Here is a 25064-nt window from a genome sequence, read left to right on the forward strand (position 1 = left end):
AGCTCCGGCCCAGCAGACCGCGCGAGAGATGATGGGGATGGAATGACGGAACGTGAGGTCAGGAGTGTCCATGGCGAAGCGGGTGCACCGACCCCGTGAGGACGCGGAGTTCGATTTCATCCTCGGGATGAGCCGAGTTCCGGTCCTCGCATACTTCACCGGAACATGGCCCAAGGCAATCGAGCCCTGCCAGGCGATGGACCTCGTCGTCGGGGGAATCGCCGACGAATACACGGGCCGTCTGACGGCCGTCCGCACCGACATCACGCGTTGTCCGGCCGCGACCGAGCGCTTCGGGATCACCGGAGCGCCGTCGTACGTCCTGCTCCGGGAGGGAGAGGCGGTGGCGCACGGCGCGGGGCCTGTGACCGTCGCCGAGGTACGGAAGTTCCTGGACGCCCACCTCTGAGCAGCCGCTGCGGCACGCGGCCCGCGACGCCCGTCACGTCTGGTCTATGGGAGCTGCGCGGCCTGAGACACCTGGGGGCTCGGTCTACGGCTACCGTCCGCTTGGCCCGTCGTCACCGGATCCGGTCGAGCCGTACCCGCCACCGCACTCCTCTGAGACAGCGCCCACGGTCGAAGTACACGTCAGCCGGCCCGGAGACCGACCGCCAGTGTCAGCTCAAGGACCCGGTGTGGCGAGGCGAGATCCGGAAACAGCTCCCGCAGCTGCGACATCCGGTACCGGACTGTCTGGGGATGGACGAACAAGGCCGCCGCCACCTCGTCCCGTCTCCCCTGGTGCAGCAGCCACGCCCGCAACGTCTCCTCCAGCCGCTCCGCGGTCGCGACAGGCAAGGTCCGCAACGGTGCGAGGGCTCGGGCACGCAGGTCTGCGAACGCCTCCACGTCGGCGCTCAGCACCAGCTCGGGCAGGTGGTCCTCGGTGTCACGGATATCGGAGGAGAGGGAGCGCGCGCGTGCGGCTCGTGCGTACGAGGCGGACGCACGGGTCCATGGCCGCGCCGGGCCGACCACGGCGGTGCGGTCGGTCAGCCGCCGCAGGAGATGTGATCGGTCGGCATCGGGGACGAGCAGCACACCGGTGGCATCCGGCAGATCGTCGAGGACGAGGGTGCTCGGGTCGAGCGCGCGGTAGGCGGGCCGGGCCTGGACGGCGGGCAGCAGGACCGCGGTCAGCGAAACCGGAGGCTGCCATCCGGCCCGTTGAGCGGAGGCCAGCAGCACGTCCGGGCTCGCGCCGGCGAGGAGGTCGCGGGCCAGGTGTTCCAGGTGGCGCTCGTGGGCCCTGCCCCTGGCGGCCAGTTCGTCGGCGTGGCCCGCGGCGCTCGCGGCGGAGAGCTCGTCGATGTAGGCGAAGGTCAGCTCGGCGAACTTGGCGACCTCGGCGGCGGGCAGGCCTGCGGGTACGGCACCCGCTGCCAGGCATCGCCAGGCCACGCGCGCGCCGACGCGGTAGGCGCTGAGCAGGGCGTCCATCGAACGGCCGTCGCGCACCTCGCCGCGGCCCAGCTCGTAGGCCGCGTCACCCGCGTCGCCGCCTGTGGCGTTCCCGCTCGCGAGGTCCAGGTAGTGCCCCAGGGCGGTGCGGACGGCTCGGCGGATGGTGCCGCCCATGTGACCCGACAGGGCGTTGGCGTAGGGAGGGACCTCGTCGATGATCGCCTGGACGACTTCGTCGGCGGTGGTCTTCAGCGCGGCCCGGAGTGCTGTGACCGTCGTCTCATCGAGGGCCAGTTCGCTGACCCTCCTGATTGCATGGCTCACGTTTTTGTTCCCTGCGAACAATTCAGCCGACCAGATTTACGTCCTTCGGTCAGGACTTTACGCCCTGAGGCACAGCAAGCTGGAGTCATGACGAGTGCAGCCCTCCGCAGCAGGGCGTGGAAACTGCTGGAGATGGTCACGACGCCGCTGCTGCCGTCGGACTACCTCGACCTGGTCAGTCCGCTGCGTGCGGGCGCTGACCTGCGTGGGCGCATCGAGGCCGTGCACCCAGAGACGGCCGACGCCGCGACCGTCGTGATCAGGCCGGGACGGGGCTGGCGGGGCCACACAGCCGGTCAGTACGTGCGGGTCGGGGTCGACGTCGACGGGGTGCGCCTGTGGCGTGCCTACTCCCTCACCTCGCCGACGAACCGCAGGGACGGCCGCGTCACGATCACCGTGAAGGCGATCCCGGACGGCAAGGTCAGCAACCACCTGGTCCGCCGGGCGAAACCGGGCACGCTGATCCAGCTCGACCAGCCGACCGGCGACTTCGTGCTGCCGCAGGCCAAGCCCGCCAAGGTGCTGTACCTGACGGCCGGCAGCGGCATCACGCCCGTCATGGGCATGCTGCGCGACATCGAGTTCGACGACGCCGTCATGGTCCACTGCGCTCCACAGCCGCAGGACGTGATCTTCCGCAACGAACTGCACGGCCTGGTCGCGGACAAGAAGCTGCGGCTCACCGAGGTGCACACCGACACGGACGGCATGCTCGACATCGCCCGTCTCGACGAACTCGTGCCCGACTGGGCCGAGCGCGAGACCTGGGCTTGCGGGCCCGCGGGTCTGCTCGACGCCGCCGAAGAGCACTGGACCGAGCACGGCGTCGAAGCGCGCCTGCATACCGAACGCTTCCGCCCCAGCATCGTCGTCGCCGGCGACGGTGGCGAGGTCACCTTCAGCGCCACCGGCAAGACCGTCGACGCGGACGGCGCCACGCCGTTGCTGGACGTCGGCGAGGAGGCTGGCGTGCTCATGCCGTCCGGGTGCCGCATGGGGATCTGCTTCGGTTGCGTCACGCCGCTCAAGGCGGGCGCCGTCCGCGACCTGCGCACCGGCGAGATCACCGAGGCCGAGCCGGGCGTCCTCATCCAGACCTGCGTGTCCGCCGCTGCGGGCCCCTGCGACATCGAACGGTAGGAGCATCTTGACCGCCATCGACCCCACCGCCCACCTGACCGCGGAGCAGATCGAGGAGCTCGGCCGCGAGCTGGACGCGATCCGCGACGAGGTGATCGCCGGCCGCGGCGAGAAGGACGCCGCCTACATCCGCAAGGTCATCTCGGCGCAGCGCAAGCTCGAGCTGGTCAGCAGGGGCGTGCTGCTGTTCTCGTTCTTCCCGCCCGCGTGGCTGATCGGCACCGCTGGGCTGTCCGTGGCGAAGATCATGGACAACATGGAGATCGGCCACAACATCCTGCACGGCCAGTGGGACTGGATGCGGGACCCGAAGATCCACTCCACCACCTGGGACTGGGATCACGTCTCGCCTGCCGAGCAGTGGAAACACTCGCACAACGAGCTGCACCACACGTACACCAACGTGATCGGCAAGGACAACGACCTCGGCTACGGCATCATGCGCGTCGACGAGGACCAGAAGTGGCACCCGTTCCACCTCGGCCAGCCGCTGTGGAACTTCCTCAACGCCTGCTTCTTCGAGTACGGCATCGCAGCGTACGACCTGGAGCTCGGCAAGAACCTGAACAAGCGCCGCCGCAAGAACCCGGAGTTCCGCGCGCGGGCCAGGGCCGTGGGCCGCAAGATCCGCAAGCAGGTGCTCAAGGACTACGTGATCCACCCGCTGCTGTCGGGCCCGTCGTTCCTCACCACCCTCGCCGCCACGTTCACCGCGAACCTGGTCCGCAACATCTGGACCCACTCGGTGATCATGTGCGGGCACTTCCCCGAGGGCGTGCAGGTCTTCGAGCGCCGGTCGATCAGGGGCGAGACGCGCGGTCAGTGGTACCTGCGCCAGATGATGGGCTCGGCGAACATCAGCGGCAGCAAGGCCATGCACTTCATGACCGGCAACCTCTCGCACCAGATCGAGCACCACCTGTTCCCGGACCTGCCGAGCAACCGGTACGCCGAGGTCGCGGTGAAGGTGCGCGCGCTGTTCGAGAAGTACGAGCTGCAGTACGTTACCGGCCCGCTGCCCAAGCAGGTGTTCTCCGCCTGGCACAAGGTCGTCCGGCTCTCGCTGCCGAACAAGAAGCCCGAGGTCACCACGCCGGACCGCGAGCAGGAGCTCATCGCCGCCTGATTCCGGGGGCGTCAGACGCAGGTCGAACGCTGTCAGAGTCGGCTGGCGGGGTTCGGAAGACTTCAGCCATGCCATGCCATGCCATAGCGGGACGGGGCCCCTTCCCGAGATGGCATTAGGCCCAGCCGTACGCAGGCCGACCGGTCGGCCCCAGCGGTCCATGCCGACGCGTGCGGCAAGGTGGGGGGGCGCTCCGGCCGTCGGCCCGGCGTCGGACGAGCGGTCCATGAATCGGCCCCGTACCGTCGGACAGGCCTAGAGGCGGACGAGAGCAGCCGCGACGCGGACCTCCAGGGGCAACGGGGTGTCACTGAAGCAGCGCAGCAGCTCTTTTCGGTGCTCGTCCTCGGCCCGGAAGTGGCCCGGGAGTCGGGCGGCTGAGTGCTCGATGACCAGATCGGGCGGGCAGAGGCGTCGTGCAGTGCTCCAGCGGAGGAAGGGGATGGAACGGGAGCGCAGGGTTGGCCGGCCGATCGCCCAGGTGTCCGGATGCCGCTGCTGGAGCTGGGAGAGACTCAGGTGCTGGGTGTCGAGCCAGTTCAGGAAGTTGATGGCGGCGAGGACCGCGGCGAGGACGTTGCCGAATACCCCCTCGCCGCGATCAAGGATCTGGCGGAAGGGGCCGCTGGACCCTGAATCCCCGCACTGCCACCTCATGCTGCCCGTAGTCGGCGGAGCCTCCTCCAGCAGATCAGCGCGGAGCCGAGGGTGAGGAAGGCTTCATGGATGCCGTCGCGGATCTCCCAGCGGATCCGCAGGCGGCGGAACCAGGGCAGATGGGTGGCGCGCGCTCCACAACCCAGCATTGGGTGCCGACGCCGGAGCCGTGCTCGGCGCCGCGACGGGCGGTCAGCGGATTCACGCCGAGATCCAGGTCACGCCCGACCGAAGCCGAGTTCCTGCGGCAGACACTCCCCGGTGATCCCGGTATGCGGCCACGCCCGGTCGGTGATGCCGGTGGCCTTCACGGTGTTCTGCTCCAGCTGGCGGCGGAGGCGACGAGACCGGAGGAGAGACCCCCGGTGGCGTCGGCCACCTTGAGACTTCGCGGTTCGTCAGTGCATACGACTCCCCCAGCGGGACGGCGTCGCGTGCTGATCCTGGTCAGGCAGAGGCGAAAGCCTCCTCGGGGACGTCGTCGAGGACGAATCCGTTGTCGAGCCGGACGCGCACCGTGACGCGGAGCATGCGCCGCTGATAGGCGGCCCACTGCTCTTCCAAAGCCCTCACCTGCTCCTCCAGTTGCCTTCTGCTCCCCGGCGGCATCTGATGGCCGAAGTCGTCGAGGAGCGACTTGAGGCGCAGGTACTCGCGGACCTCGTGGCTCTGCTGCCGGTGATGCTCGTCCACCCGCTCGACAGTGCCTTCGACGCCTGCCGCCAGGGCCACCGAGGCGACGAAGGCACCCGTTTCCTCCGGGGGCTCCTCGGCCGGGATCACCGACCCGGCCAACCGGAGGTCCGCCGCCAGCCGCACCCGTTGGCCCACGTTCAGCATCATCGGTCCTTCGCATTCCTCGTCAGTGCGAGCCGGTAGGCGGGGTCCTGTCAGGCGTGCGTACCGGCGAGGACAGGATCATCCCACCCCGGCCTCCGGTCCCGCACGGTCGAAGCTCCTCGTCGACCGTTGCCCGCACACCCTGCGACGGGCAGACAGAAGCCGAGCCGGTCTGCCGAACCCGGCGAGTGCGGCCCGGGGCCCGCCGAAGGAGGCCGGTCGGCGCAGGTGTCCGTGCGCCGGGCCATCGGGCCACCGGACCGCGAGATCCCCTGGAGCCATTACTTGGCTAGCCACATATTCGGTGATACTTTTATGTGGCTAGCCACAGAAGTGGTCGGCGCAGCATTCTTCCTGAGGAGACCATCGTGATGAAGGCCATCGTTTTCGACACGTTCGGCGGTACCGAGGTTCTGCACGAGGCGGAGATCGACGTTCCTCAGCCCGGCTTCGGCCAGGTCCGTGTGCGTGTACAGGCTGTCGGCGTCAATCCGGTGGACGGCAAGATCCGCTCCGGTGTCATGGAGGCCGTCTTCCCCACCACGCTGCCCGCCGTCCCCGGCGGGGAGATCGCCGGCGTGGTCGACGCCGTCGGCGAGGGCGTCGACCACCTGAAGACGGGGGACGAGGTCCTGGGCTGGTCGGACACCGGCTCCTACGCCCAGTACGCTCTGGCATCCGCGGCCGTCCTCGCGCCGAAGCCGGCCGGCCTGGACTGGACCCACGCCGCCGCTCTGCCCGTGGCGAGTGATGGCGCCGAACGCGTGCTGGACCTGCTCGGCGTCACCTCGGGTGAGACGCTGCTGATCCATGGAGCGTCCGGCGCGCTCGGCACCATCGCCGTCCAGCTCGCCGTCGCACGCGGGGCCCGCGTCATCGGCACGGCCGGAGCCGCCAACCAGGAGTACGTCACCTCGCTCGGCGCGACCGCGCTGGTCTACGGGGACAACCTGGTCCAGCGGGTCCGCGAGCTCGCCCCCCAAGGGGTGGACGCCGTCTTCGACGCCGCGGGCAAGGGTGCACTGGAGGACTCCATCACCCTGCGCGGCGGCACCGACCGGATCGTCACCACCGCCGACTTCCGCGCCCGCGAGCTCGGCGTCGTCTTCGCCGAGGGCCCGCAGCGCCGCTCCGCCGCGCGGCTGACCGAACTGGCCCGACAGGTCGCCGACGGCACACTGGTGACCACGATCAGCGCCACCTACCCGCTGACTGAAGCCGCCAAGGCACAGCAAGCCAGCGATGCCGGCCACAACCGCGGCAAGATCGTCCTCACCGTCGACTGACCGGTCGCCTTCAACTCTTCAGGCCAGGGAGTAAATAATGTCCGACATCACCGCTTCGGAACTGCCCCACGCGGCGCGCGACGGGCGTCTGAGCTATGCCGTCTTCCAACTCGCCCGCGCCCACCGCGGCCACGCCGCCGCCATGTTGCGCGCCCTGAACCTGCACCCGGGACAGGAACTGCTGCTGATGCAGCTCTTCGACCGCGACGGCCAGACACAGGGAGAACTGCTGGAGCGTGCGGGCCTCGACCACTCCACCGTCTCCAAATCACTGCGCCGCATGCAGGAAGCCGGACTGCTCACCCGGGAGCCCGCCCCCCACGACCGGCGGGTCATGGTGGTCAGCCTCACCGACGCCGGCCGCGCCCTGCAGGAACCCATCGCCGACATGTGGCGGACCCTGGAACAGATTTCCGTGCGCGATCTGACCCCCGACCAGGTCGACATGTTCACCATGTGTGCGCACACCATCGAGAAATCCGTCAGGGGCCACGGCCGGCAGACACCCGCCGGGTAGTCAGGAGCCGTCCCCGCTGATCGCCGCAGGACGGACTCGCGCACAGCCGACGGTGGCACGACCGTCGCAGCGCGAGTCCTCGCCGGGGCCGTCCGGCCCCACCTGTTCCGCCTGCCCTACCTGTTCTGGCTGTTCCGCCTCGCTCAGGAGACCGGCTCAGGAAACCGGCTCAGGAACTTCTCCAGGCCTGACCGGCACAATCTCGACGCGGGTACAGCCCACGGCTTTCAGTTCGGTGCGGCGGTGCTTCGCGGACCGCTTGTCGTACCTGCCGGCGGACGCCTGTGGGGTGCCGTCCGGGTCGGTCCACAGGAGGCCGTAGTTCTGCATCACGCTCGTCATGGGGACCATCACTTCCCCTCCCCCGACGCCCGTAAGCACGCCGCGAGTCGGCCGTGAACGATCCCACGCATCGGCATCGGCATCTTCGTGTTTCTTCAGCGTCATGACGGTGTGCATCGCGCTGCCGGCCGCGCTGATCCCGACGGTGAAGGGCCCTGACGTGAGGCCCGGGGGGCATCGGGTCGGCCGGAATCCTCGGTCGGCCCGGGGCCCTGTTGTGTCAGGTCACGGCCGAACCCTCGTCCAGCGCCGCGACGCTTGCCGTGCCAGCAGTGGCAAAACGCTCGTGACCGGTCTGCCACGCGCCGACGCGTGCGAGGGTGAGCACGGCGGTCACGGCCAGGACGACGACGGCTCCCGAGAGCAGGAAGGCGTTCTCGACTCCGGCGAGGGTGATGGCGGGGAAGTACGAGCGCACCGCATAGGAGAACGCCTCGATCTCCCGCTTCAGCGGCAGGACAGCCTGCGCACCGCACGCACCCAGCCGTGCTCGACGGGGTGGTGCTCGGCCTCGAGCGCCGAGCTGGACACCTTGTGCAGCCAGAACCCATAGGCGACCGACTCCATCTGTTCCTACGACAGCGACGCACATACCGGATTCGCCCCCGGCCCCGCACCCGCACCGCCACTCCGCCCGCGGGCGGCGCCTGCAGCGGGCCGTCGAGGGCAAAATGCCTTCATGAGCCAACAACCAGATGAGGTGCGCGAAGCCATCGAAGGCGAGCTGCGTCTCATGGACCCAAGCGTTCGCAGGTCACGCTCGCTTGCCCTTCAGCTACTGGACCCGGACTTCATCGAGGTCGGCGCTTCGGGGCGACGGTGGACGTATGACGAGATGCTCGCCGCGCTGCCCGAGATGGATGGTGCGGCAGAGAGCGGCCCGCGCTACGAGGCCTCCAAGTTCACCGGTGTCCTCCTGGCCCCCGGGCTGGTGCACCTCACCTACGAAACCACGCTGGATGGAAGCCGGGCACGGCGCAGTTCGCTCTGGCGCAAGCAGGGCGCCGACGCGACCTGGCAGATGTACTACCACCAGGCCACGCCCCTCCCGCCTGCCGGCGTGTAACTGCAAGTCTCGGACGGCGATCGGACGGCGATCGTTCGTTCCCAGTGCTGAACAGCACAGTCGGAGGACTGGGACCTGTGACGATCCGGATTGGCGGCCGCTCTCTCAGCGCTGCGGCCGCCACCCGGCACTGCCCTCGTCCGGAGAACCCTCGACCTCACCGAACCTGCGCACCCAACGGGTGAAACCCGGCGTTCTCACCAGCCGTACTGTTGGTGTCGATGTCCGATGATCCCTCGGTCGTCGAGGGGCGTGCGGTCGGGGGCGGCCGGATCATCCTGCCGCTGAGTGCCTGGAGCGCGACAAGTCAACCGCCTGACTGCGCCGGACCCGCCGTCACCCCAAGTCCCCCAGAGAAAGGCTCCCACAATGAACTCGTCGGATCACGTCACATATGGACCCGCTCCGGTCGACCACCGCGCCGCGGTCGCGGCGGAGACCGCCCGGTTCGTCGCCGGCCTCAAGGACGCCGACCTGACGACCGCCGTGCCGAGCTGCCCCGGTTGGACACTGGCGGACCTGGTCAAGCACACCGGGAGCGTCCAGCGTTGGTTCTCGGGGCTTCTGCACGCGCGCGTCCAGGAGCCGCCGCGCACGCGGGACGTGGACCTGCGGCTCCCGGAGCGGCAGGAGGATTACCCCGACTGGCTGGCCGACAGTGCGACCGTGGCCGCGCAGGCCTTCGCGGCAACCGACCCGGACCTGCCCATGTGGGCATGGGGCGTCGATCAGCACGCCCGCTTCTGGGCACGCCGGATGCTGTTCGAGACCCTGTTGCATCGGGTCGACGCCGAACTGGCCCTGGGCCGCCCGGCCACCGTCGACCGGCCGCTGGCGGTCGACGGGATCGACGAGTTCCTCGTCAATCTCCCGTTCGCCACTCCCTTCGCGCCCAACGTCGCCAAACTGCGCGGCCCCGACCAGACCATCCGTTTCAACGCGACCGACGGTGAGGGATCCTGGTTCGTCCGCCTGCGGTCCGACGGCTTCGGGCTCGACGCGAACGCCGGTGATGCCGAAGCCGCCGACGCGACCGTTCATGGAACCGCGGCCGATCTGTTGCTGCTCGTCTACGGCCGATTGCACCACAGTGCGGCGGTCTTCACACAGGACGGCGACAAGGACCTGCTGACTCGCTGGTTCGCCAACTCCGCGTTCTAGAGCTGGGTGACGTCCGGTCGATCGGCTGCTTGCTGGGCAGTAGTCGCCGGAGCCGCTCTCCGGTAACGTACCGACTGGACGGTACAGTCGACGCGTCCGATGCACCGTCGTGTGCTCGATGAACACCACCGTTTCATCCGCCACAGGACGGAGAGCCGCTGATGACGCATGACACGGACCGCGACAACCTCGCCCTCGCGCGCGAGACCTGGAGAACTCTCGAGCCCTACCACGGGGCCGTCTACTTCTCGCCCGAAGCCGCCGCCCAGTACGACGAGTTGGGCGTGGACGCCAGGACGGGGTACTTCGCGTCCCGCTCGGCCGCGCTCGGCGCGGCTTCGGCGGACCTGGTGATCGCCACGTTCTACAACTTCAATCCGCAACTGGTGCGCCGGGCCATACCCGCGGCGTGGGATGTCGCCACGCCGCAGCGGTTCGCCGCTGCCCGGCTCACAGGGATCGATGCCACGCTCCGCCGCATCCTCGGCGCGGAGGTGTCCTCACCGGAGATGGCGCGTGCGGCGGAACTCGCCCGAGCCGCGGCTGAAGTGACGGTGGGTCACCCGCAGGGCCGCCCCCTGTTCGCCGCGCACGCCGCACTGCCGTGGCCGAGCGCACCCCACCTCGTGCTCTGGCATGCGCAGACTCTCCTGAGGGAGTTTCGTGGCGACGGTCACGTGGGGGCACTGCTGACCGCCGGACTGAGCGGGATCGAGTCTCTCGTCACGCATGCCGCCGCGGGCGACGTCGACGCAGAGGTGCTGCGCGGTTCGCGGGCATGGACGCCGCATCAGTGGGGCGAGGCGGCGCAGAACCTGCGTGAGCGTGGGTGGCTCGACGACGGGCCGCACTTGGCGCTGTCCGAGGACGGTGCGCGGCGCAGGGCGGAGATCGAGCACACCACCGACAGACTGGCCGCCCTCCCCTACCTCACGCTCGGCCCTACATGCTGCGCCGAACTGAGCTCATTGGTCAGGCCGTTCAGCCTTGCGGTGGCCAAGGAGCTCCTACCGTGGGCAGTCGGCCGCCTGAGCGCGGAAAGCGCTTAGCTTGTCGTGCAACGTCCGGTGCCGAACAGGGCTCGAACTTGTCCGGCGCTTTCCCAGTTGTTCGCTGCGGATCTGACCGACCCGAAGAGTCTCTTGCCCGCATTCGACGGAGTCGGACAGGTGTTTCTGTACGCCCACCACGAGGGCGTGCACGGTGTGATCGCAGCTGCCCGCACCGCTGGTGTTGAGCGGATCGTTTTGATGTCGTCCGGCAGCGTGATCCACCCCTCGTCACGCGGGAACGCGATAACCGAAGAGCACCGGGAGGTGGAGGAGGCGTTTCGGGCGGCATCGGATCTGATGGTGGTGCCGATCCGGCCCCTGGTGCTCGCGACGAACGCGCTCGGTTGGGCATCTCCGATCAAGACTTCGGGAACGCGACATCGCTGCGGTTGCCGTCGCAGCGCTGCTCGGCAACGACGACGCCACCGGTCTCCTGACCGCCCGGCACGAATCTCCCAGCGCGACCAGGCCCACGCCATCGCCGATGCCACCGGCCGGGACATAGCGGTCGACGGGCTCACGCGCGAGGCTGCTCTGGCGCGGTTCGCTCGGTTCATGCAACCGGTCGAGGCGGAAGCCGTCTTGCAGTTTCTCGATGACGCCGCTGCAGGGAATTCGCCCGCGACGGACACCCTCGAAGGGATCCTGGGCCGCCCGGCTTCGGGGTTCGATGTGTGGGCTGCGGACCACGCTGCGGACTTCTCCGTCAGCTGAGCCGACGCGACGCCGAGAAAGGCAACATGCCGAAGGCGCAACGGGGACATTTGCCCTGACGTCGCCCACATCCTGACAGTGGCGGAATCCTGGCGTGCGGTCGGCCGGACATCCGGCCGACCGCACGCTTGTGCCGCCGTGGACCGCAGCGACCGCCCGAACACGGTGAGGCGGACCGAGGTCTGCCTGGGCCCGACTTCGAACACCCGGGCTTCGGTCGAAGGCTCCTCGAAGCCCGGGCGACGGCCGGCGAACCGGGGCACGGTGGATCCCGCGGAGCTGCTGCATGAAGTGGGTCGTCATCCGTTCATCCGATGACGTCATGCGAGCGGTGCGTCCGGGCAGCGATCCGGTCAGCCGGCCCACCGGGAGTCGAGGGCGATGGCCTGCAGGCGGTCGAGCGTGAGCGGGGGCTGCGGTCGCGTCACCGGGCCGCTCTCGGCGTAGGAGTTCACTTCCTGCACGATGACCCGGCGGCCGTCGGGGTGGAGGGTGTCGACCAGCCACACCACGGCGGAGCCGCCCTTCTCCGATGCCCGCTTGGCCCGCTTCACCTGGGTGCCGTCGGCCAGGGTCAGGGCCTGGCATTCGATGTACTCGCCGTCGCAGCCCATACGTCCTTCGAGGACGTCGCCCATGTTGTCCTGGGCGTTCACCCCGATCATGCTCTTTCCGTGGCCGTCGTCCCAGACCAGCGCGCCGTAGCCGTCCTGGCTCTGCTGGTCGTAGATCTTCCCGCCCTTGGGCAGCAGGGACTTCAGCACCCGGATCATCTGTCGGCCGGACAGCGACGCGTCCGAGTCCGAGAGCGCGATGGACGGGGACGAGGTCCTGGCCCCGGCGTTGGCGGTCCGCGCTTCGGCGGCTGAGGCCTGCGCCGCCGCACCGAGCCCGAGAGCCAGGACGAGGCCGGCGGCGACGGCCACGCTGCGGCCCGGACGACGGCGGGCGGGAGTGCTGCTGTTCATGGGGTGACTTCCTTCTCTGAATCCGAACGCGGGTGATCCCTGCGTCGCGGGACGGCGCGTGGTGCGAGGCGCCGAACACGACCCGGGCACAGAGGTGTGCCGGTGAACAGGCGCAGGGTGGTTGTTCCGTCCACCGGCCCGGCGGTCGTGCCGTCTCGGCCGGTGCGACATCCACAGACTCCAGGAGACCGGGGGTCCCCGCCAACAGTTGCCGCCGCAGTCGGGACGGCGGGACCATCCCACCCCTGTTGACCTGGGGAAACAGGAGCCCCTGGGATGCCGTTCCGGGACGCGTGGACCACTCGCGCCGTGTCGGTCGGTCCTCGGACGCGGCCGGCATCACTCGTCAGCCGCCCGTCTCCGCCCTGTCGTCGACAGTGGTCATGGGGGACCCAGCCGGCGGGTCTGCGGCACCAGTAGTGAGGCAGTCCCTTGATGCTGGTGGTACGGAACGGGCCGATCCGTCGCGCCGATCCGTCAGTCGGCCGGGTAGAACTGGGCGTACCAGCGGCGCAGCGCCTTGATGCCCTTCTCGTGCGGCAGCAGGACGGGGCGCGCCTGGTGGACCTTGTGGTCCCAGATCCCGACCTCCTCGCGCACCTCCCCCAAAGCCTCCCTGCGGAAGACCACTTTGGCGAGGGGCGTCAGAAACGGCAGCCGGGCCGGTTTGCGGATGTAGTACAGCATCCGCAGTTCGCTGGTGCGGTCGTCGACAGGCGTGCTGAGGGCGATGGCGGTCACGGACAGGACGGGACCGTGGGTACGCACCACCATGACGCCGGGCCCGTACATGAACGCGTCGAAGGTGTTGTCGACGACCCGGCCGAGGACGCGGCGGGAGATGCGGCCGCGGGCCTCGGCGAACGGACCGTCCGTCCGCCAGTCCTGGACCGGGGGTTCGCTCTGGCCGTGGATGAAGTGGAAATGGGACTCGTCGACGATGTTCTCGCGCATCTCCTGAATGTGGACGCGTGCCCGGCAGGTGTCGTCGATGGGCGCGGCGAACTCCTTCGCCCCCGCCTCGGGGATCTCCGGCACCTCCCACGACGGCTCGCCCGGCCCGGCGTGCACGAAGACGAGCCCGCTGTGCTCGCGGACGGGGAACCCGCCGAGGGAGACCTTGGGGGTGTGCACCGCGAACGGGGCCTCCACGCACCGGCCGTCGGGGCCGAACCGCCACCCGTGGAAGGGGCACTCCACCGTGCCGTCCACGACCTTGCCGCCCGCGCCGAGATGAGCGCCGTAGTGCGGGCAGTGCGCGTCCCGTACGGCTGCCCGGCCGTCGGCTCCCCGGAAGGCGATGAGCGCCCGCCCGAAGTAGTGCAGGCTGACCACCTTGCCCGGTCGCAGTTCACGGCTGCGCAGCACCGCGTACCAGCCGTAGGGCACGGTCGGCATCGGATACTGGTCGGCCCGGGGATCGCGCGGCAGGGCGGCCAAGTTGTCATGACTGCGACGTAAAGGCATGCGCAGATGCTAGCCGTCCGATCATTCCCCTCGTCGCCCCGAGGGCCCTCAGGCAGACACGGGACGTCCGCAACAGGCCTGGTCAGGGAACGGTGGGCCCCTCGCGAAGAGGGCACCAAGCGCCCTCGTCAAGCAGGCTGCTCCTGCCATCCGGGGGCCCTTTTCAGCCGTTTGCCCCCAGCGCGCCGTTGCGCGGCCGTGCCGGGCCGCCCCACCTCTATGCTTCTACAGCAATGTAGAAGTGGGCCGGCGGCCGGCATCGTTCCCCAGGGTGCGGCGCCGCACCCCGCCCGGCACCACAAGTGACACGCACGTAAAGGAGTGAACGCCCCGATGGTGTTCAAACGGCTGCTCGGCTCGCTCGGTGTGGGCGGGCCCACGGTGGACACGGTCCTCGACCTCGGCCCAGCCCTTCCCGGTGGCGCCCTGTCGGGACAGGTCCACCTCAAGGGCGGCAACGCCGACTTCGACATCGACCTCATCACCCTCGAACTCGTCGCCCGCGTCGAAGCGGAGCACGAGGACGGGGAGAACGAAGGCGACGTCGTCTTCGAGAGGTTCACCGTCGGCGGCGGCTTCCGCCTGGGCGAGGGCGAGTACCGCAGCGTCCCGTTCCGCATCAGCCTGCCGTGGGAGAGCCCGGTCACCGAACTGCACGGGCAGCCGCTGGGCATCGTGCTCGGCGTCCGCACCGAGCTGGCGGTCGCCGGGGCGAAGGACAAGGGCGACCTGGATCCGCTCGCGATCGGTCCGCTGCCCGCCCAGGAGGCGATCCTGGAGGCTCTGGGGCAGTTGGGGTTCGCGTTCAGGTCCGCCGACCTGGAACTCGGCCACATCGGCGGCACCGGCCAGCAACTGCCTTTCTACCAGGAGATCGAGCTCACTCCCGCCCCGCCGTACGCGCACCGACTCAACGAGCTGGAGGTCACCTTCCTCGCCCACCCCGGCGGGCTGGAGGTCGTGCTGGAGGCCGACAAGCGCGGCGGCATGTTCACGGCCGGCCATGACGCGCTCACCCGCTTCACCGTCCCCCACGGTGCCGCCGAGGACTGGAACACGCTGGTCGACGGCTGGATCCGGCAGCTCGTGGAACGCCGCGCCTCCTACGGTGCGCACGCCTCCTACGGCCACGGGGACCCGTACGCGGACCACGGCCACGACGCCCACCACAGCCACGACGACCATCACGGCACGCACCACCGCTCCGGGTCGGGCATGGGCACCGCCGTCGCGGCCGGCGCCGCGGGCCTGGCGGTCGGTGTCGTCGGCGGCATCGTCGCGGCCGAAGTCGTCGACGAGGTCGGCGACTTCTTCGACGACGAAGACGAGGACGAGGACGAGGGAGAAGACTGAGGCGGAAGTCTGAGGCGGCATGACCGCCACTCACCGGCTTCTGCACACCTGTACATGATCGGGAGGCCGGGAGACACGCCGGCCCGGCGATGCGCGCGCTCGGCGCGGATGCAGTCGGTGCCATCGACGCGTCCGAGCGGGAGCGCGTGGCCCGGCCGCTCATCGCGGTCGACGAGGTGCCGCACAACTTCGACGCCCACGACCTGCGCCGCCGTTTCGACGGCACCCCCCGCCGAGCCGACCTCCGACCTCGCGTCGTGAGCCGTGCCGCCGACCACGGCGCGGCTCACTCGCTTCACAGCGGGACGGTCGCCTTCAGCACCTTCCTCGGCGGCTGGCTGTGGGCGACCGTCCTCCACGGTTCCGTCCAGCGGGAGACCTGCCCGGCACAGCGCGGCTCCCGGCCGGCGCCGGGACCGTCGCGCCGCCGGACCGGTCGACGGGGGTCGCCGGGGGCACTGTTCGACGGGGTCGCCGCCGGCGCAGCAGGCGCTGCGCGAACCGGATTCCGAGCGAGGTTGAAGCGGCCGGAATTCGCCCGGCGAGCCCTCCTGTCTTCACCGGGTGTCCGTCCCTTCTGCCTTCGCTTTTCTTTCGCCTTCCTTTCACTTTCGGTCTCACCCTTTCACTGCCACTTCACTTCTCTTTCACCGCACATCCACATCCGGACGTACAGGGATCGCATCCCGCCAATGGACACCTGATCCATTCCTGACAGGTGATCACTCCCCTTAGATCGCCTCATCCGCCCCGCGTTCACCGGGAACCACCGAGGAACCGCACAGGCGGCGGGCCGTCAAAGGGGGAACACAGGCGTGGCGATCAAACGGAGGACGATCTTCGTCATAGGCGCTGCGAGCGCCGCTCTCGTCGCGGGGACCACCGTCGTCCAGGCGGCGTTGACGGACAACATGTACCCGACCGGCAACTACAGCCCCACCTGCCGGGACGGCGACATGGGCGACACGTTCTGCCAGACCGACAACAGGACGCTGACGGTCTACCGCGAAGGCAGCCTGAGCTCCGCGGAGAAGAACACCATTTCCCGGGCCGTGAAGGACTACTACGGTCCGACCGACCTGGTGGTGAAGATCGAGTCGTCGGGCACGTACAGGGGCGACTCCGAGACGGACATCGTGTACAAGGCCAAGACGCTGGCGCGCGGGAAGATCGGCATCACCTGGTGCGACGACGCGGTCACGTCCCGCAAGTGCGATCAGCACTACGTCGCCTTCAACAAGGACCACACCGGAATCGGCTCCGTGAACAAGTCGGACGCCTGCCATGAGACCGGCCACGCGGTCGGCCTGACGCACGGGCCCAACGCGAGTCCCGCCCTCGGTCTGTACGACGACCGCCTGGGCTGCATGTCCTACAACGACGTCTACCGGCTCGGCGCGAACAACAAAGAGAACATCAACGCGACTTACTGAGACCGACCAGGAACGCAGGGGGAATTCCGTGGCAATGTCCACAAGAGGGAAAATCACCGGGACCGTGCTCGGCGCCGCCGTGGCCGCGTCCCTGACCGGCGCGGCCCTGCTCGGGCCGTTCGGCGGCGCCTCGCACGGCGACGCCGCGTCAGCCTCCGCCGGACGCGGCGACCTGATCATCGCCGAGTCGAAGGACGGCATCCCGTCCGCCACCGCCACCGACTGGGTGTCCTACGGCGACCAGGCGGCCGTCGTCCACGTGACGGCCGAGCACGAGGGCGAGGCGGACAGCGAGGAGATCGCGGCCGGCGAAGGTTACCTGTCCCGGACGGTCGACCTGCAGGTCAAGGAGCGTGTGTGGTCGCGTTCCGGCGCAACCGCGCTGCCCGCCACCCTGACGATCGTCGCCGACGGCTGGTCGTTCAAGGGCGACGCCAAGACGCGGGTGGGCTCCGCCGAAGCCTCCCGGCTGGAGGTCGGACACGACTACCTGGTCTCGTTCGCGCACTACGCCGACGGCGAGTGGGCGACGATCGGCACCGGCGCCATCCTGCCGTACGACAGCGGCGAGGTGGGACAGGGCGAGTACGAGGGTTCCACGGTGACCGCGGCCGCCTACCGCGCCAAGATGCGGGCGAAGCTGGTCACAGGCGCGGAAGAGCCTCTGGCCTACCGGGCCAGCACCAGCGCCGCGTCCAGCGTCAAGACCTTCCTGACGAGCGCGACGCCGGACGCCACTGCCGCCGCGAACTACAACCTGGACGCGGCCGCCCGGGCCAAGTGGGTCGCCAAGGCCGCGGCGGCGGCAGCGGCGGCCGCCGACACGTTCTGCAAGGTGGCGGCCCCGCTCGCCACCGATGCCGGGAGCACCTACACCCGTGGCGAGCTCTCCGACGTCGTCTCGGACCTCGCCGGGCTCACGGACAACTTCGGCGACAAGGCCCTCCTGATCGCGTACGCCGGGCAGCTCAACGCGAGTGCGGACCCGGCGGCGTGGACCAGCCGTGGGGCCGCGACGGTCCGTGTCGAACGCGCCTGCTCCATCGACGTCGACCTCCTGCCGAACGACGTCGAGGACGCGGAGTGACACGGGCACGGTGAGAACCCGGTGACCACGGCGGGGTGGGCACGGCGGCGGCTGCGGTGGGTCCGGGCGTTCGGATCCACCGCAGCCGCATGAACGAACAGGGTTCCCGCGGCGTCATAGTCGCGGCGGCGCGAAAGGGCGCCGCCATCAAGACCGTTGAGCCGAACAAGGGGGATTCTCGTGACCCTGACCACCCACACGAAGGTCACGGGGGCCGTGCTCGCCGCGGCCCTCGCCGGTTCCGCCGCCCTGGTGTCGTCGACGCACGACGACCGGACCGTCGACGACCGGACCGTCGACGACCGGACCGGCGCCGGCCGGGCCGCCGCCGAGCAGCGCGGCTCCGGACAAGGCGGCACGGGACGAGTCAGCCTGCCCGGGACGAAGGAGGGCATCCCCTCCCGCACCGCGACCGACTGGGTGTCCTACGGCGACCAGGTCGCGGTCGTGCGCGTACTGGCGGAGCACGAGCGGCCCGACCCGGAGACGCAGGACGAGGCAGCCGGCGCCGGGACCTACGTGCCGCGCACGGTCGATCTGCGCGTCACCGACCGCCTGTGGGCGCGGCCCGCGGCGGCGGCCCTGCCCGGCGTCGTGTCGGTCACCGTCGACGGATGGCAGCTGCACGACGGCGTCCGAGAGCGCGTGGCCTCTCAGGACGCGGCGCGGCTGGAGGTCGGCCACACCTACGTGATCTCGTTCGCCCGGTACGAGGACGGTGTGTGGGCGCAGCTGGGGTCGGGCGCCGCCCTGCCCTACGACCACGGGCGCGTCGGCTCGGGCGAGTTCGCAGGCCACGACGTCACCGTCGACGCCTACCGTTCGGCACTGGAGCGGCAGCGCGTGCCCGGCGAGGAGGCGCCCGTGGCCCTGCGGACCGCCGGGAAGACCGCCGACGACGTCCAGAAGGTCCTGCGGAGCGCCGAGCCCGATCCCCGAGCCACCCGGCCCGCCCGCGCGATGGAGCCCACGGACACCTTCTGCTCCGTGGCGTCGCCGCTCGCGACGTCCGAGAGCGGCCGTCACACACCTGACGAGCTGGCCTCCGTCCTCACCGACCTCGCCGCAATGGCGTCGAAGCCGGCGGACGCCTCCGTCCTGCGCAGCTACGCGACCTCACTCGGTGCCGGAACCGGCGCCGGCAAGCCGGACGACACCGCCCGCGCGGCCTCGGTCGTCGCGATAGAGCGTGCGTGCGGGATCGATGTGGGGTTCCTGCGCCCGACCGACGACTGACGACGGATGCCGACAGGCGACGACTTCGGCAGTCGTCACTGTTCCTCGGGCAGCGGGTTCGGACCGTGCGCGGCCGGCAGCTCAGCTGCCTTCGCCGCCGGGAGCCCGACCGCCGGATCGACTCCGAGGGCCGCCGCGACGTCCTGCGCGGATCGCCCGCATCAGTCCGAGCGCGCCGCCTGCCTCATGGTCCTGGCCCTTGGCCTACCGGTGCCGGGCGGCGTACGGGTCCGCCGGGGCCCCTTCCGGCGCCTCGGCCTCCAGCTCCCGCCTGGCGGCGAGCAGGTCCTTGCGCGCCTTGTCCGAGACCGCGGGGTATTGGGGGTCGATGGCGATCAGTGTGTGGGCGAGTACGGCCGCCGTGCAGATGCGCGCGAACCACTTGCGATCCGCCGGTACCACGTACCAGGGCGCCCAGGTGGTGCTGGTCGCGGAGAGCATCTCGGAGAACGCGGCCTGGTACTCGTCCCAGTGGCGGCGTTCGCGGACGTCGGCGGCGGAGAACTTCCAGTTCTTCTCCGGCAGGTCGAGCCGCTTCATGAAGCGGATCCGCTGCTCCTCCTTGGAGAGGTTGAGGAACACATTCACGACCTGGAACCCGTTGTCGGTCAGGTAGCGCTCCCAGTCGTTGATCTCCCGGTACCGGCGCTCCCAGATCTTCGCCGTCCGTACGTCGCCGGGCAGCCGCTGCCGGGCGAGCACCTCGGTGTGGACCCGTACGACGAGGACCTCCTCGTAGTGCGAGCGGTTGAAGATCGCGATGTCACCGCGGGCGGGCAACCGGGCCGCGTAGCGCCACAGGTAGTCGTGGTCGAGCTCCTCGGCGGAAGGCACCTTGAAGCTGCTGACCTTCACACCCTGCGGGTTCACCCCGCTCATCACGTGCCGGATCGTGCCGTCCTTGCCGCCCGCGTCCAGCGCCTGAAGACACAGCAGCACGCCGTACGTGTCCTGCGCGGCCAGCCGCTGCTGGTAGTCGGAGAGCAGGCCGACCCCGGCGGCGAGCAGTTCGGCGCTGTGCTTCTTCTTCAGGTGCGCCTTGTGGCGGGGGTCGAAGTCGCGGGCCAGGTCGACACTGGAGCCTGGTTTCACGCGCAGAGGTTCGATGAGCCGTGCGATGCGTTCGGCTGTGCTGAGCGCCATGACCGACCCCTTTCTCTTCGGATCACGACAGTCCTGGACGGATCTGCTCTGCGACGTCCCACCATGTCCCGCACGTCGACGAGTTCGTCCTCCAGGGGCACCGACCCCATGGCTCAAGACCCCTCGGCCCCAAACGAGTCACCACCCACATTCTCCGGCCGCTCCCTCCGGAACGCCCGCCGGGGAGAGCACAGGTCGCCACCGCGGGCGGCGACGGTGAGCGCCTCGGTCGGGGCGGGATCAGGGCGCGACGACGAGAGCGGGCAGATCCTCGGCCATCCCTCTCCCTCCCCCGGCAGCGCGGATCGCGCTCGGGGTGGACAGCCTGGTCCCGAGTGCTGCGGCTACAAGTTGTGACGCACCTGTACATGGCGTGGGAACCTCAGGCACCGGTCGTCGCAGGCGGGAGTTGGACGGCGATTCGGTGGTGTTCCTGATCGGCGAGGTCGGACAGGGCGCGGGCTCCGCAGGTGACGGACAGGGATTTGGCTTGTTTCAACTGGGCGAGTCCTTCGGTCGGGCGGCCGAAGGCAGACAGCGCGGTACCGGCCGTCAGCCGGGCCATGCCCTCGTTGAGGAGCATGCGAGCCGCGCGAAACTCGGCAGCAGCCTCACACGCGGTGGGGCCCGCTGCCGGATCCTGCCGGGCGAGTTGCACCTCGGCGCGGGCGAGCAAAGCGAAACCGCGCCGACCGGACGGCCCCTCAGAGGCTGCGGCAGCGGCAGCGCGGTCCGCCCACCCTTCGGCAGCCGCCACGTCGCCCAGAGCCAGTTGGGCGACGGACAGCAGCCGGAACCACATGGGGCGGACCGGGGCTTCGAACCCGAACAGGTGCGGGCCGCCGCCCGCTTCGAGCACCTTGCCGACACAGCCCTCCGGATCGCCGTTGAGCAGCAGCGTCTGCCCGAGCATCCCGACCATCGCCGACCGGTGCGCGCCCAGTGCGGGGCCGTCCGGCGACAGCGACTCCTCACAGATCTTCAGTGCCTCGGCGAAGTCTCCCCGCCACATCACGACCGCCGCGCTCACCACCTCGGCCAGTGAGCGCGGCTCGCTGCTGCCCACGAGTGAGGCCGCCTCCAGCGCGTCGTCGGCATACGTCTCCGCCTCGTCCAGCCGCCCGAGCCACATGTAGGCGTATGCGGAGGCGGCGAACAGATCCGCGAGCACGAGGCTCTGGCCGGTGCGGCGTGACACTTCCAGGCCTCTGTCGAGATGACACAGTGCGGCGTCGTACCGTTCGTGGAGCACCTCCGTCCAGCCCGTCATGACGAGGGTGTCCATCTGCCCGGCCAGCTGCTGGTCGTCGGTGCCGTCGAGGGTTTCCACCACCAGGTCGAGGTAGTCGGTCGCCCGGGCGTCGCCGGCGAAGGTATGCGCCAGGGCCAGCAGAGCGCGGACCGCGGTGGCCCGCGGCGGGTCGCCGATGCGTTCCGAGGAGCGCAACGCGCGTTCGCCCCAGTCGACGGCGGTGGAGAAGTCGTTCGTACGGAGCGCGACCACCGCGACCCCCAGCTCCAACGCGGCGGTCTCGGGCGTCAACCGGCCCTCGTGGTCGGCCAACTCCCTGAGCAGCAGGGCCGTGGCCTCTTCGTACCGGCCAAGCGCCCACTCCATGGTGGCTCGTAGGGCAGTCACGCGGGCCCGCTGGCCCCGGGCCGGCGCGGGCAGGAGAGAGGCGGCCGTGCGCAGGACGTCGCGGCTTTCCAGCAGCCGTCCCGCCATGACCAGCGCATTGGCCTGCTGGATCCACAGTTCGGGCCGTAGTCGACTCTGTGTACCCAGCAACCGCAAGGCTTCATGTGTCCAGTGCGCGGCGGTGGCCGGTGCGATCGTCATCACCTGACGGGCGGCCCGTACAAGTACGTCGACGGCGTGTTCGTCTCCTACGCGCGCCGAACGCTGAACATGCGACGCCTGGGCGGTCAGCGGTGCGCCGCGCCGCGCCAGGCCGGCCGCGGCCCGGGTATGCGCCTGGATCCGCCAACCGCCGCCCGCTCCCTGGTACACCGCTGCCCGCACCAGCGGATGGCGGAAGTGGAACTGACGCGTGGAGCCGATCTGGCGTACGAGGTCCCGCTCCGCGGCCTCGTCCAGAGCGGCAAGGGCCTGCGTCTCACCGGTCTGGGCGACGACTGCCACCATGTCGGCTTCGAAGGAGTCGCCGAGCACCGCGGCCGCCTGTGTGCAGACCCTCGCAGCGGCCGACAGACCTCCCAGCTCTTCCAGCAGCGCGGCGCGCACCGACGGTGGCAGATCGCCGGCGACAGGGGCCGGGACCGCCGACGGGCTTGCGTTGCCGACGCTCCGGTTCAGCGCCTCGAGGTAGAAGGGGTTGCCGCCACTGGCCTCGTACAGCCGTTGGAAACGCCAGTGATCCGTCCTGGCCCCGCACAGCTCCGCTCCCTCGGCTGGGGACAGCGGCCCCAGCTCGACCCTGGCCACTCTTTGCTCCGTTCCCGCCCGGGCCAGCGCTGCGGCCAGTCGCGGCGGGGCCTGCCGGGGCCGGTAGGCGAGAGCGAGCAGCAGTGGTGTCCTCGGCGGGTGCCGTACCAGATGGTCGATCAGCTCGGCTGTACCGTCGTCGGTCCACTGCAGGTCGTCCAGGCTGAGCACGAGCCCGCCGTCGGCGCTCAGCGCCTCCAGCAGCGTCCGCACCGCGCGGTGGAACCAGTACCGTTCGACCGTCACCGGATCGGGCCCGGCCGGGAGACGATCACCGAGCGCGGGGAAGACGGTGCTCAGCAGGGCCAACGCGCTGGACGGTGAGCCATCCTGCCGGAGCCTTCGGGAGTCCAGGGTGGCGAGGTGGTCGTCCAGGGCGTCCACGAACGCACCGTACGGAGCCCGGTCGAACTCCACACTGCGGCCGGCCAGGGACACGAAACCGCGCCGGCTCGCCCGCTCATCCAGTGCGCCCAGCAGCCGCGTCTTGCCGATACCCGGTTCCCCGACCACCTCGACCACCCCCGGCACACCGGCCAGGGCATCCTCGATCGCCCCGTCGAGAACCGCCAGCTCCGCTGTCCGGCCGATCAGGCGGTTCCCCGTCCTGCGGCGCTGCGGTGTCTGCGGACCGGGCAGGACGCCGTCGAACCGTGCCGTGGGGACCGGGTGGGGCGCGGGTAACAGGCGCGGCACGACGGCGGGTGCGGAGCCCGTGGCGCGCCCGGCGGGCGGGACGTTCAGTGCGGGGTCGGTGGTGAGGATCTGCTGGTGCAGTCGTCGCAACGGGGCGCTGGGATCACAGCCGAGTTCTTCGGCCAGCAGCAGCCGTATCCGCCGGTACTGGCCGAGGGCGTCGGCGGGGCGGCCGCTGCGGTACAGGGCAAGGATGAACTGGCCGGCCAGCCTTTCGTCCAGTGGGTGCCTCTCGATCCGGGCGGACAACTCGCCCAGCAGTCCGCTGTGGTGACCGCGGCGGAGCCGAACGTCGGTGTGGTCGAGTTCGGCAGCGACCCGCTCCCGGTCCACGGCATCGCGGAGGGCGTTGATCCAAGGGGTGTCCAAACCCGCGAAGGCGGGTCCCCGCCAGAGGCCGAGTGCCTGCCCGAACAGGGCCGCCGCCTGCTCGTCCTGCACGTTCCGCGCGGCTGCCCGGGCCCGCGCGACAAGTTCGTGGAAACGGTGCAGGTCCACTGCTGTCGCTTCGACGTCGAGGACATAGCCACCGGATCGCCGGACGATGTCCACCCCCTCGGCGACGGCCAGAGCCTGCCGCAGGCGGGAGACATAGCCGTAGAGCGTGTTCCGGGCCCGCTGCGGAAGACGGTCGGCCCAGACGCGGTCGACGAGCTGGTCCACCGAAACCACCTGGTTGGCGTCGACCAGCAGCACGGCGAGCACACACCGCTGCCGTGCGTGGCCCAGATCGACGATTCGGCCGTCCACCCGCGCCTCGACGCTGCCGAAGACAGCGAACTCAACCCCCACTGCGCCCCCCGAGTCTCACGACCACCCTGGCACAGCGCCTTCGACCAGCCAATTCAATCTTCGTCCAAGGTTCGCCGATGGCCGGGAGCGCACCTTGGTACACGACAGAGAACAACGCGACGGACACCCCGGAGGCCCCGTCTCGGCAGGCGTCCGGCAGCACAGCGAACGGACGAAGCCCGACGAGTCCGACGGGCACGACAAGGGGGAGTCAGCGAACCCGGGATGGAGCCGCGCCTCCACAGAAGCCACCCCGGACACGCACAGACAGAAGCAGCGGCAACACTCACGGAAGAAAAGGACCCATCATGCGAAACGACGCCATCAAGGGAACGCTCCGGCTACTGGCCACGGCCGCCACTGCAGCCGGCCTGCTGGTCACGTTCACCGGCGCCGCCCACGCCTCGGGCGGAACCTTCTCGGGCCGAACCGCCAACGGTTGCGGAACCGCCTCCGGCACCTACCACTGGTACGAGACCACCCAGTACAACGGCAAGCAGGCCTACAAGACCGACTGGGACATGGCGGTCGTCGACCACTGTTCGACCGACGGGGTGAGCGAAGGCCTCTACACCAAGTACTCGAAGTGGAACGGTTCCGCCTGGGTCAACGACGGCAACTTCCACAAAATCAAGCCTGCGGATCACGCCCAGGACGTGGCCGACGTCCGACTGTACATTTGCCACGTCGGAAACGGCGACAGCTGCGTGATGCTGTAGGGCTGACGAACACGCCGCCCGCCCCCGCCGCTGGGCTGCCGCGCAGCTACGCGGTCCGCGTCTGCCTGGGATGGGCGGGCCCGCGTGCC

Annotated in this window: 23 protein-coding genes and 1 pseudogene; 14 read left to right on the forward strand and 10 right to left on the reverse strand. The window is 69.9% G+C overall.

Annotated features, from left to right (window positions below; all coding sequences use genetic code 11):
• Positions 1-70: 70 nt before the first annotated feature.
• On the forward strand, positions 71-409 hold the full coding sequence (locus Sri02f_RS26390) for a thioredoxin family protein (RefSeq protein WP_109003818.1): 339 nt from the start codon (positions 71-73) through the stop codon (positions 407-409).
• Between the two features lie 182 nt (positions 410-591).
• Here the strand turns inward: Sri02f_RS26390 and Sri02f_RS26395 are convergent, their stop codons facing one another.
• On the reverse strand, positions 592-1731 hold the full coding sequence (locus Sri02f_RS26395) for a PucR-like N-terminal domain-containing protein (RefSeq protein WP_109003819.1): 1140 nt from the start codon (positions 1729-1731) through the stop codon (positions 592-594).
• 87 nt (positions 1732-1818) lie between these two features.
• Between Sri02f_RS26395 and Sri02f_RS26400 the strand changes: the two genes are divergently transcribed.
• Both Sri02f_RS26400 and Sri02f_RS26405 read left to right on the forward strand, forming a co-directional pair.
• Positions 1819-2874: a ferredoxin reductase gene (locus tag Sri02f_RS26400; protein WP_109003820.1), complete on the forward strand. Its 1056-nt coding sequence runs from the start codon at positions 1819-1821 to the stop codon at positions 2872-2874.
• Between the two features lie 7 nt (positions 2875-2881).
• Positions 2882-4000, forward strand: coding sequence for a fatty acid desaturase family protein (locus Sri02f_RS26405; protein WP_109003821.1), 1119 nt, complete (start codon positions 2882-2884; stop codon positions 3998-4000).
• 255 nt (positions 4001-4255) lie between these two features.
• Here Sri02f_RS26405 and Sri02f_RS26410 read toward each other — a convergent pair whose 3' ends face one another.
• Both Sri02f_RS26410 and Sri02f_RS26420 read right to left on the reverse strand, forming a co-directional pair.
• Complete coding sequence (locus tag Sri02f_RS26410; protein ID WP_109003822.1) at positions 4256-4657, reverse strand: hypothetical protein; 402 nt, start codon at positions 4655-4657, stop codon at positions 4256-4258.
• A 447-nt stretch (positions 4658-5104) separates the two neighbouring features.
• On the reverse strand, positions 5105-5500 hold the full coding sequence (locus Sri02f_RS26420) for a hypothetical protein (RefSeq protein ID WP_109003823.1): 396 nt from the start codon (positions 5498-5500) through the stop codon (positions 5105-5107).
• A 368-nt stretch (positions 5501-5868) separates the two neighbouring features.
• Between Sri02f_RS26420 and Sri02f_RS26425 the strand changes: the two genes are divergently transcribed.
• A complete protein-coding gene (locus tag Sri02f_RS26425; RefSeq protein WP_109003824.1) occupies positions 5869-6783 on the forward strand; it encodes an NADP-dependent oxidoreductase in 915 nt (304 codons plus the stop codon).
• Positions 6784-6820: 37 nt separating this feature from the next.
• Positions 6821-7300, forward strand: a complete 480-nt coding sequence (locus Sri02f_RS26430) for a MarR family winged helix-turn-helix transcriptional regulator (RefSeq protein WP_109003825.1) — start codon at positions 6821-6823, stop codon at positions 7298-7300.
• Positions 7301-7456: 156 nt separating this feature from the next.
• On the opposite strand, the gene Sri02f_RS26435 is transcribed toward Sri02f_RS26430, so the two are convergent.
• Entirely contained in the window at positions 7457-7747 is a 291-nt protein-coding gene (locus tag Sri02f_RS26435) for a DUF8636 domain-containing protein (protein ID WP_245970806.1), read from the reverse strand.
• A gap of 115 nt (positions 7748-7862) precedes the next feature.
• Positions 7863-8060, reverse strand: a complete 198-nt coding sequence (locus Sri02f_RS26440) for a hypothetical protein (RefSeq protein ID WP_245970843.1) — start codon at positions 8058-8060, stop codon at positions 7863-7865.
• Between the two features lie 261 nt (positions 8061-8321).
• Between Sri02f_RS26440 and Sri02f_RS26450 the strand changes: the two genes are divergently transcribed.
• From Sri02f_RS26450 to Sri02f_RS26465, 4 genes are all read left to right on the forward strand, one after another.
• Entirely contained in the window at positions 8322-8708 is a 387-nt protein-coding gene (locus Sri02f_RS26450; RefSeq protein ID WP_109003826.1) for a nuclear transport factor 2 family protein, read from the forward strand.
• A gap of 369 nt (positions 8709-9077) precedes the next feature.
• Positions 9078-9869, forward strand: coding sequence for a maleylpyruvate isomerase family mycothiol-dependent enzyme (locus Sri02f_RS26455; protein WP_109003827.1), 792 nt, complete (start codon positions 9078-9080; stop codon positions 9867-9869).
• Between the two features lie 161 nt (positions 9870-10030).
• Positions 10031-10918, forward strand: a complete 888-nt coding sequence (locus tag Sri02f_RS26460; RefSeq protein WP_109003828.1) for an SCO6745 family protein — start codon at positions 10031-10033, stop codon at positions 10916-10918.
• An 18-nt stretch (positions 10919-10936) separates the two neighbouring features.
• Positions 10937-11635, forward strand: coding sequence for an SDR family oxidoreductase (locus tag Sri02f_RS26465; protein WP_245970839.1), 699 nt, complete (start codon positions 10937-10939; stop codon positions 11633-11635).
• Between the two features lie 353 nt (positions 11636-11988).
• Here the strand turns inward: Sri02f_RS26465 and Sri02f_RS26470 are convergent, their stop codons facing one another.
• Together Sri02f_RS26470 and Sri02f_RS26475 are read right to left on the reverse strand one after the other, a co-directional pair.
• Positions 11989-12603 carry a hypothetical protein gene (locus Sri02f_RS26470; protein ID WP_109003830.1) on the reverse strand — a complete coding sequence of 205 codons (615 nt, stop codon included), beginning with the start codon at positions 12601-12603 and terminating at the stop codon, positions 11989-11991.
• A gap of 477 nt (positions 12604-13080) precedes the next feature.
• On the reverse strand, positions 13081-14070 hold the full coding sequence (locus tag Sri02f_RS26475; RefSeq protein ID WP_245970807.1) for a Rieske 2Fe-2S domain-containing protein: 990 nt from the start codon (positions 14068-14070) through the stop codon (positions 13081-13083).
• 333 nt (positions 14071-14403) lie between these two features.
• On the opposite strand from Sri02f_RS26475, the gene Sri02f_RS26480 reads away from it, so the two are divergent.
• From Sri02f_RS26480 to Sri02f_RS26495, 4 genes are all read left to right on the forward strand, one after another.
• Entirely contained in the window at positions 14404-15423 is a 1020-nt protein-coding gene (locus tag Sri02f_RS26480) for a sporulation protein (RefSeq protein WP_109003831.1), read from the forward strand.
• A gap of 815 nt (positions 15424-16238) precedes the next feature.
• Positions 16239-16856, forward strand: a complete 618-nt coding sequence (locus tag Sri02f_RS26485; protein ID WP_245970808.1) for a zinc-dependent metalloprotease family protein — start codon at positions 16239-16241, stop codon at positions 16854-16856.
• Between the two features lie 34 nt (positions 16857-16890).
• The gene (locus tag Sri02f_RS26490) at positions 16891-17943 is read left to right on the forward strand and encodes a hypothetical protein (RefSeq protein ID WP_245970809.1); all 1053 of its coding nucleotides are present in this window, start codon (positions 16891-16893) and stop codon (positions 17941-17943) included.
• A 180-nt stretch (positions 17944-18123) separates the two neighbouring features.
• Positions 18124-19179 (forward strand): hypothetical protein, encoded by a 1056-nt coding sequence (locus Sri02f_RS26495; protein ID WP_245970810.1) that lies wholly within the window; start codon positions 18124-18126, stop codon positions 19177-19179.
• 35 nt (positions 19180-19214) lie between these two features.
• Here Sri02f_RS26495 and Sri02f_RS43680 read toward each other — a convergent pair.
• The 3 genes and pseudogenes from Sri02f_RS43680 to Sri02f_RS26510 form a co-directional block, all read right to left on the reverse strand.
• A pseudogene (locus Sri02f_RS43680) lies at positions 19215-19319 on the reverse strand (hypothetical protein); the annotation flags it as partial.
• Between the two features lie 64 nt (positions 19320-19383).
• Entirely contained in the window at positions 19384-20322 is a 939-nt protein-coding gene (locus Sri02f_RS26505) for a polyphosphate kinase 2 family protein (RefSeq protein WP_109003833.1), read from the reverse strand.
• 382 nt (positions 20323-20704) lie between these two features.
• The gene (locus Sri02f_RS26510; protein ID WP_109003834.1) at positions 20705-24256 is read right to left on the reverse strand and encodes an ATP-binding protein; all 3552 of its coding nucleotides are present in this window, start codon (positions 24254-24256) and stop codon (positions 20705-20707) included.
• 308 nt (positions 24257-24564) lie between these two features.
• On the opposite strand from Sri02f_RS26510, the gene Sri02f_RS26515 reads away from it, so the two are divergent.
• Positions 24565-24975, forward strand: coding sequence for a hypothetical protein (locus Sri02f_RS26515; RefSeq protein WP_109003835.1), 411 nt, complete (start codon positions 24565-24567; stop codon positions 24973-24975).
• The last annotated feature ends 89 nt before the right edge of the window (positions 24976-25064 follow it).

The organism is Streptomyces rishiriensis, assembly GCF_003112535.1.
GTDB classification, from domain to species: Bacteria; Actinomycetota; Actinomycetes; order Streptomycetales; family Streptomycetaceae; genus Streptomyces; species Streptomyces rishiriensis.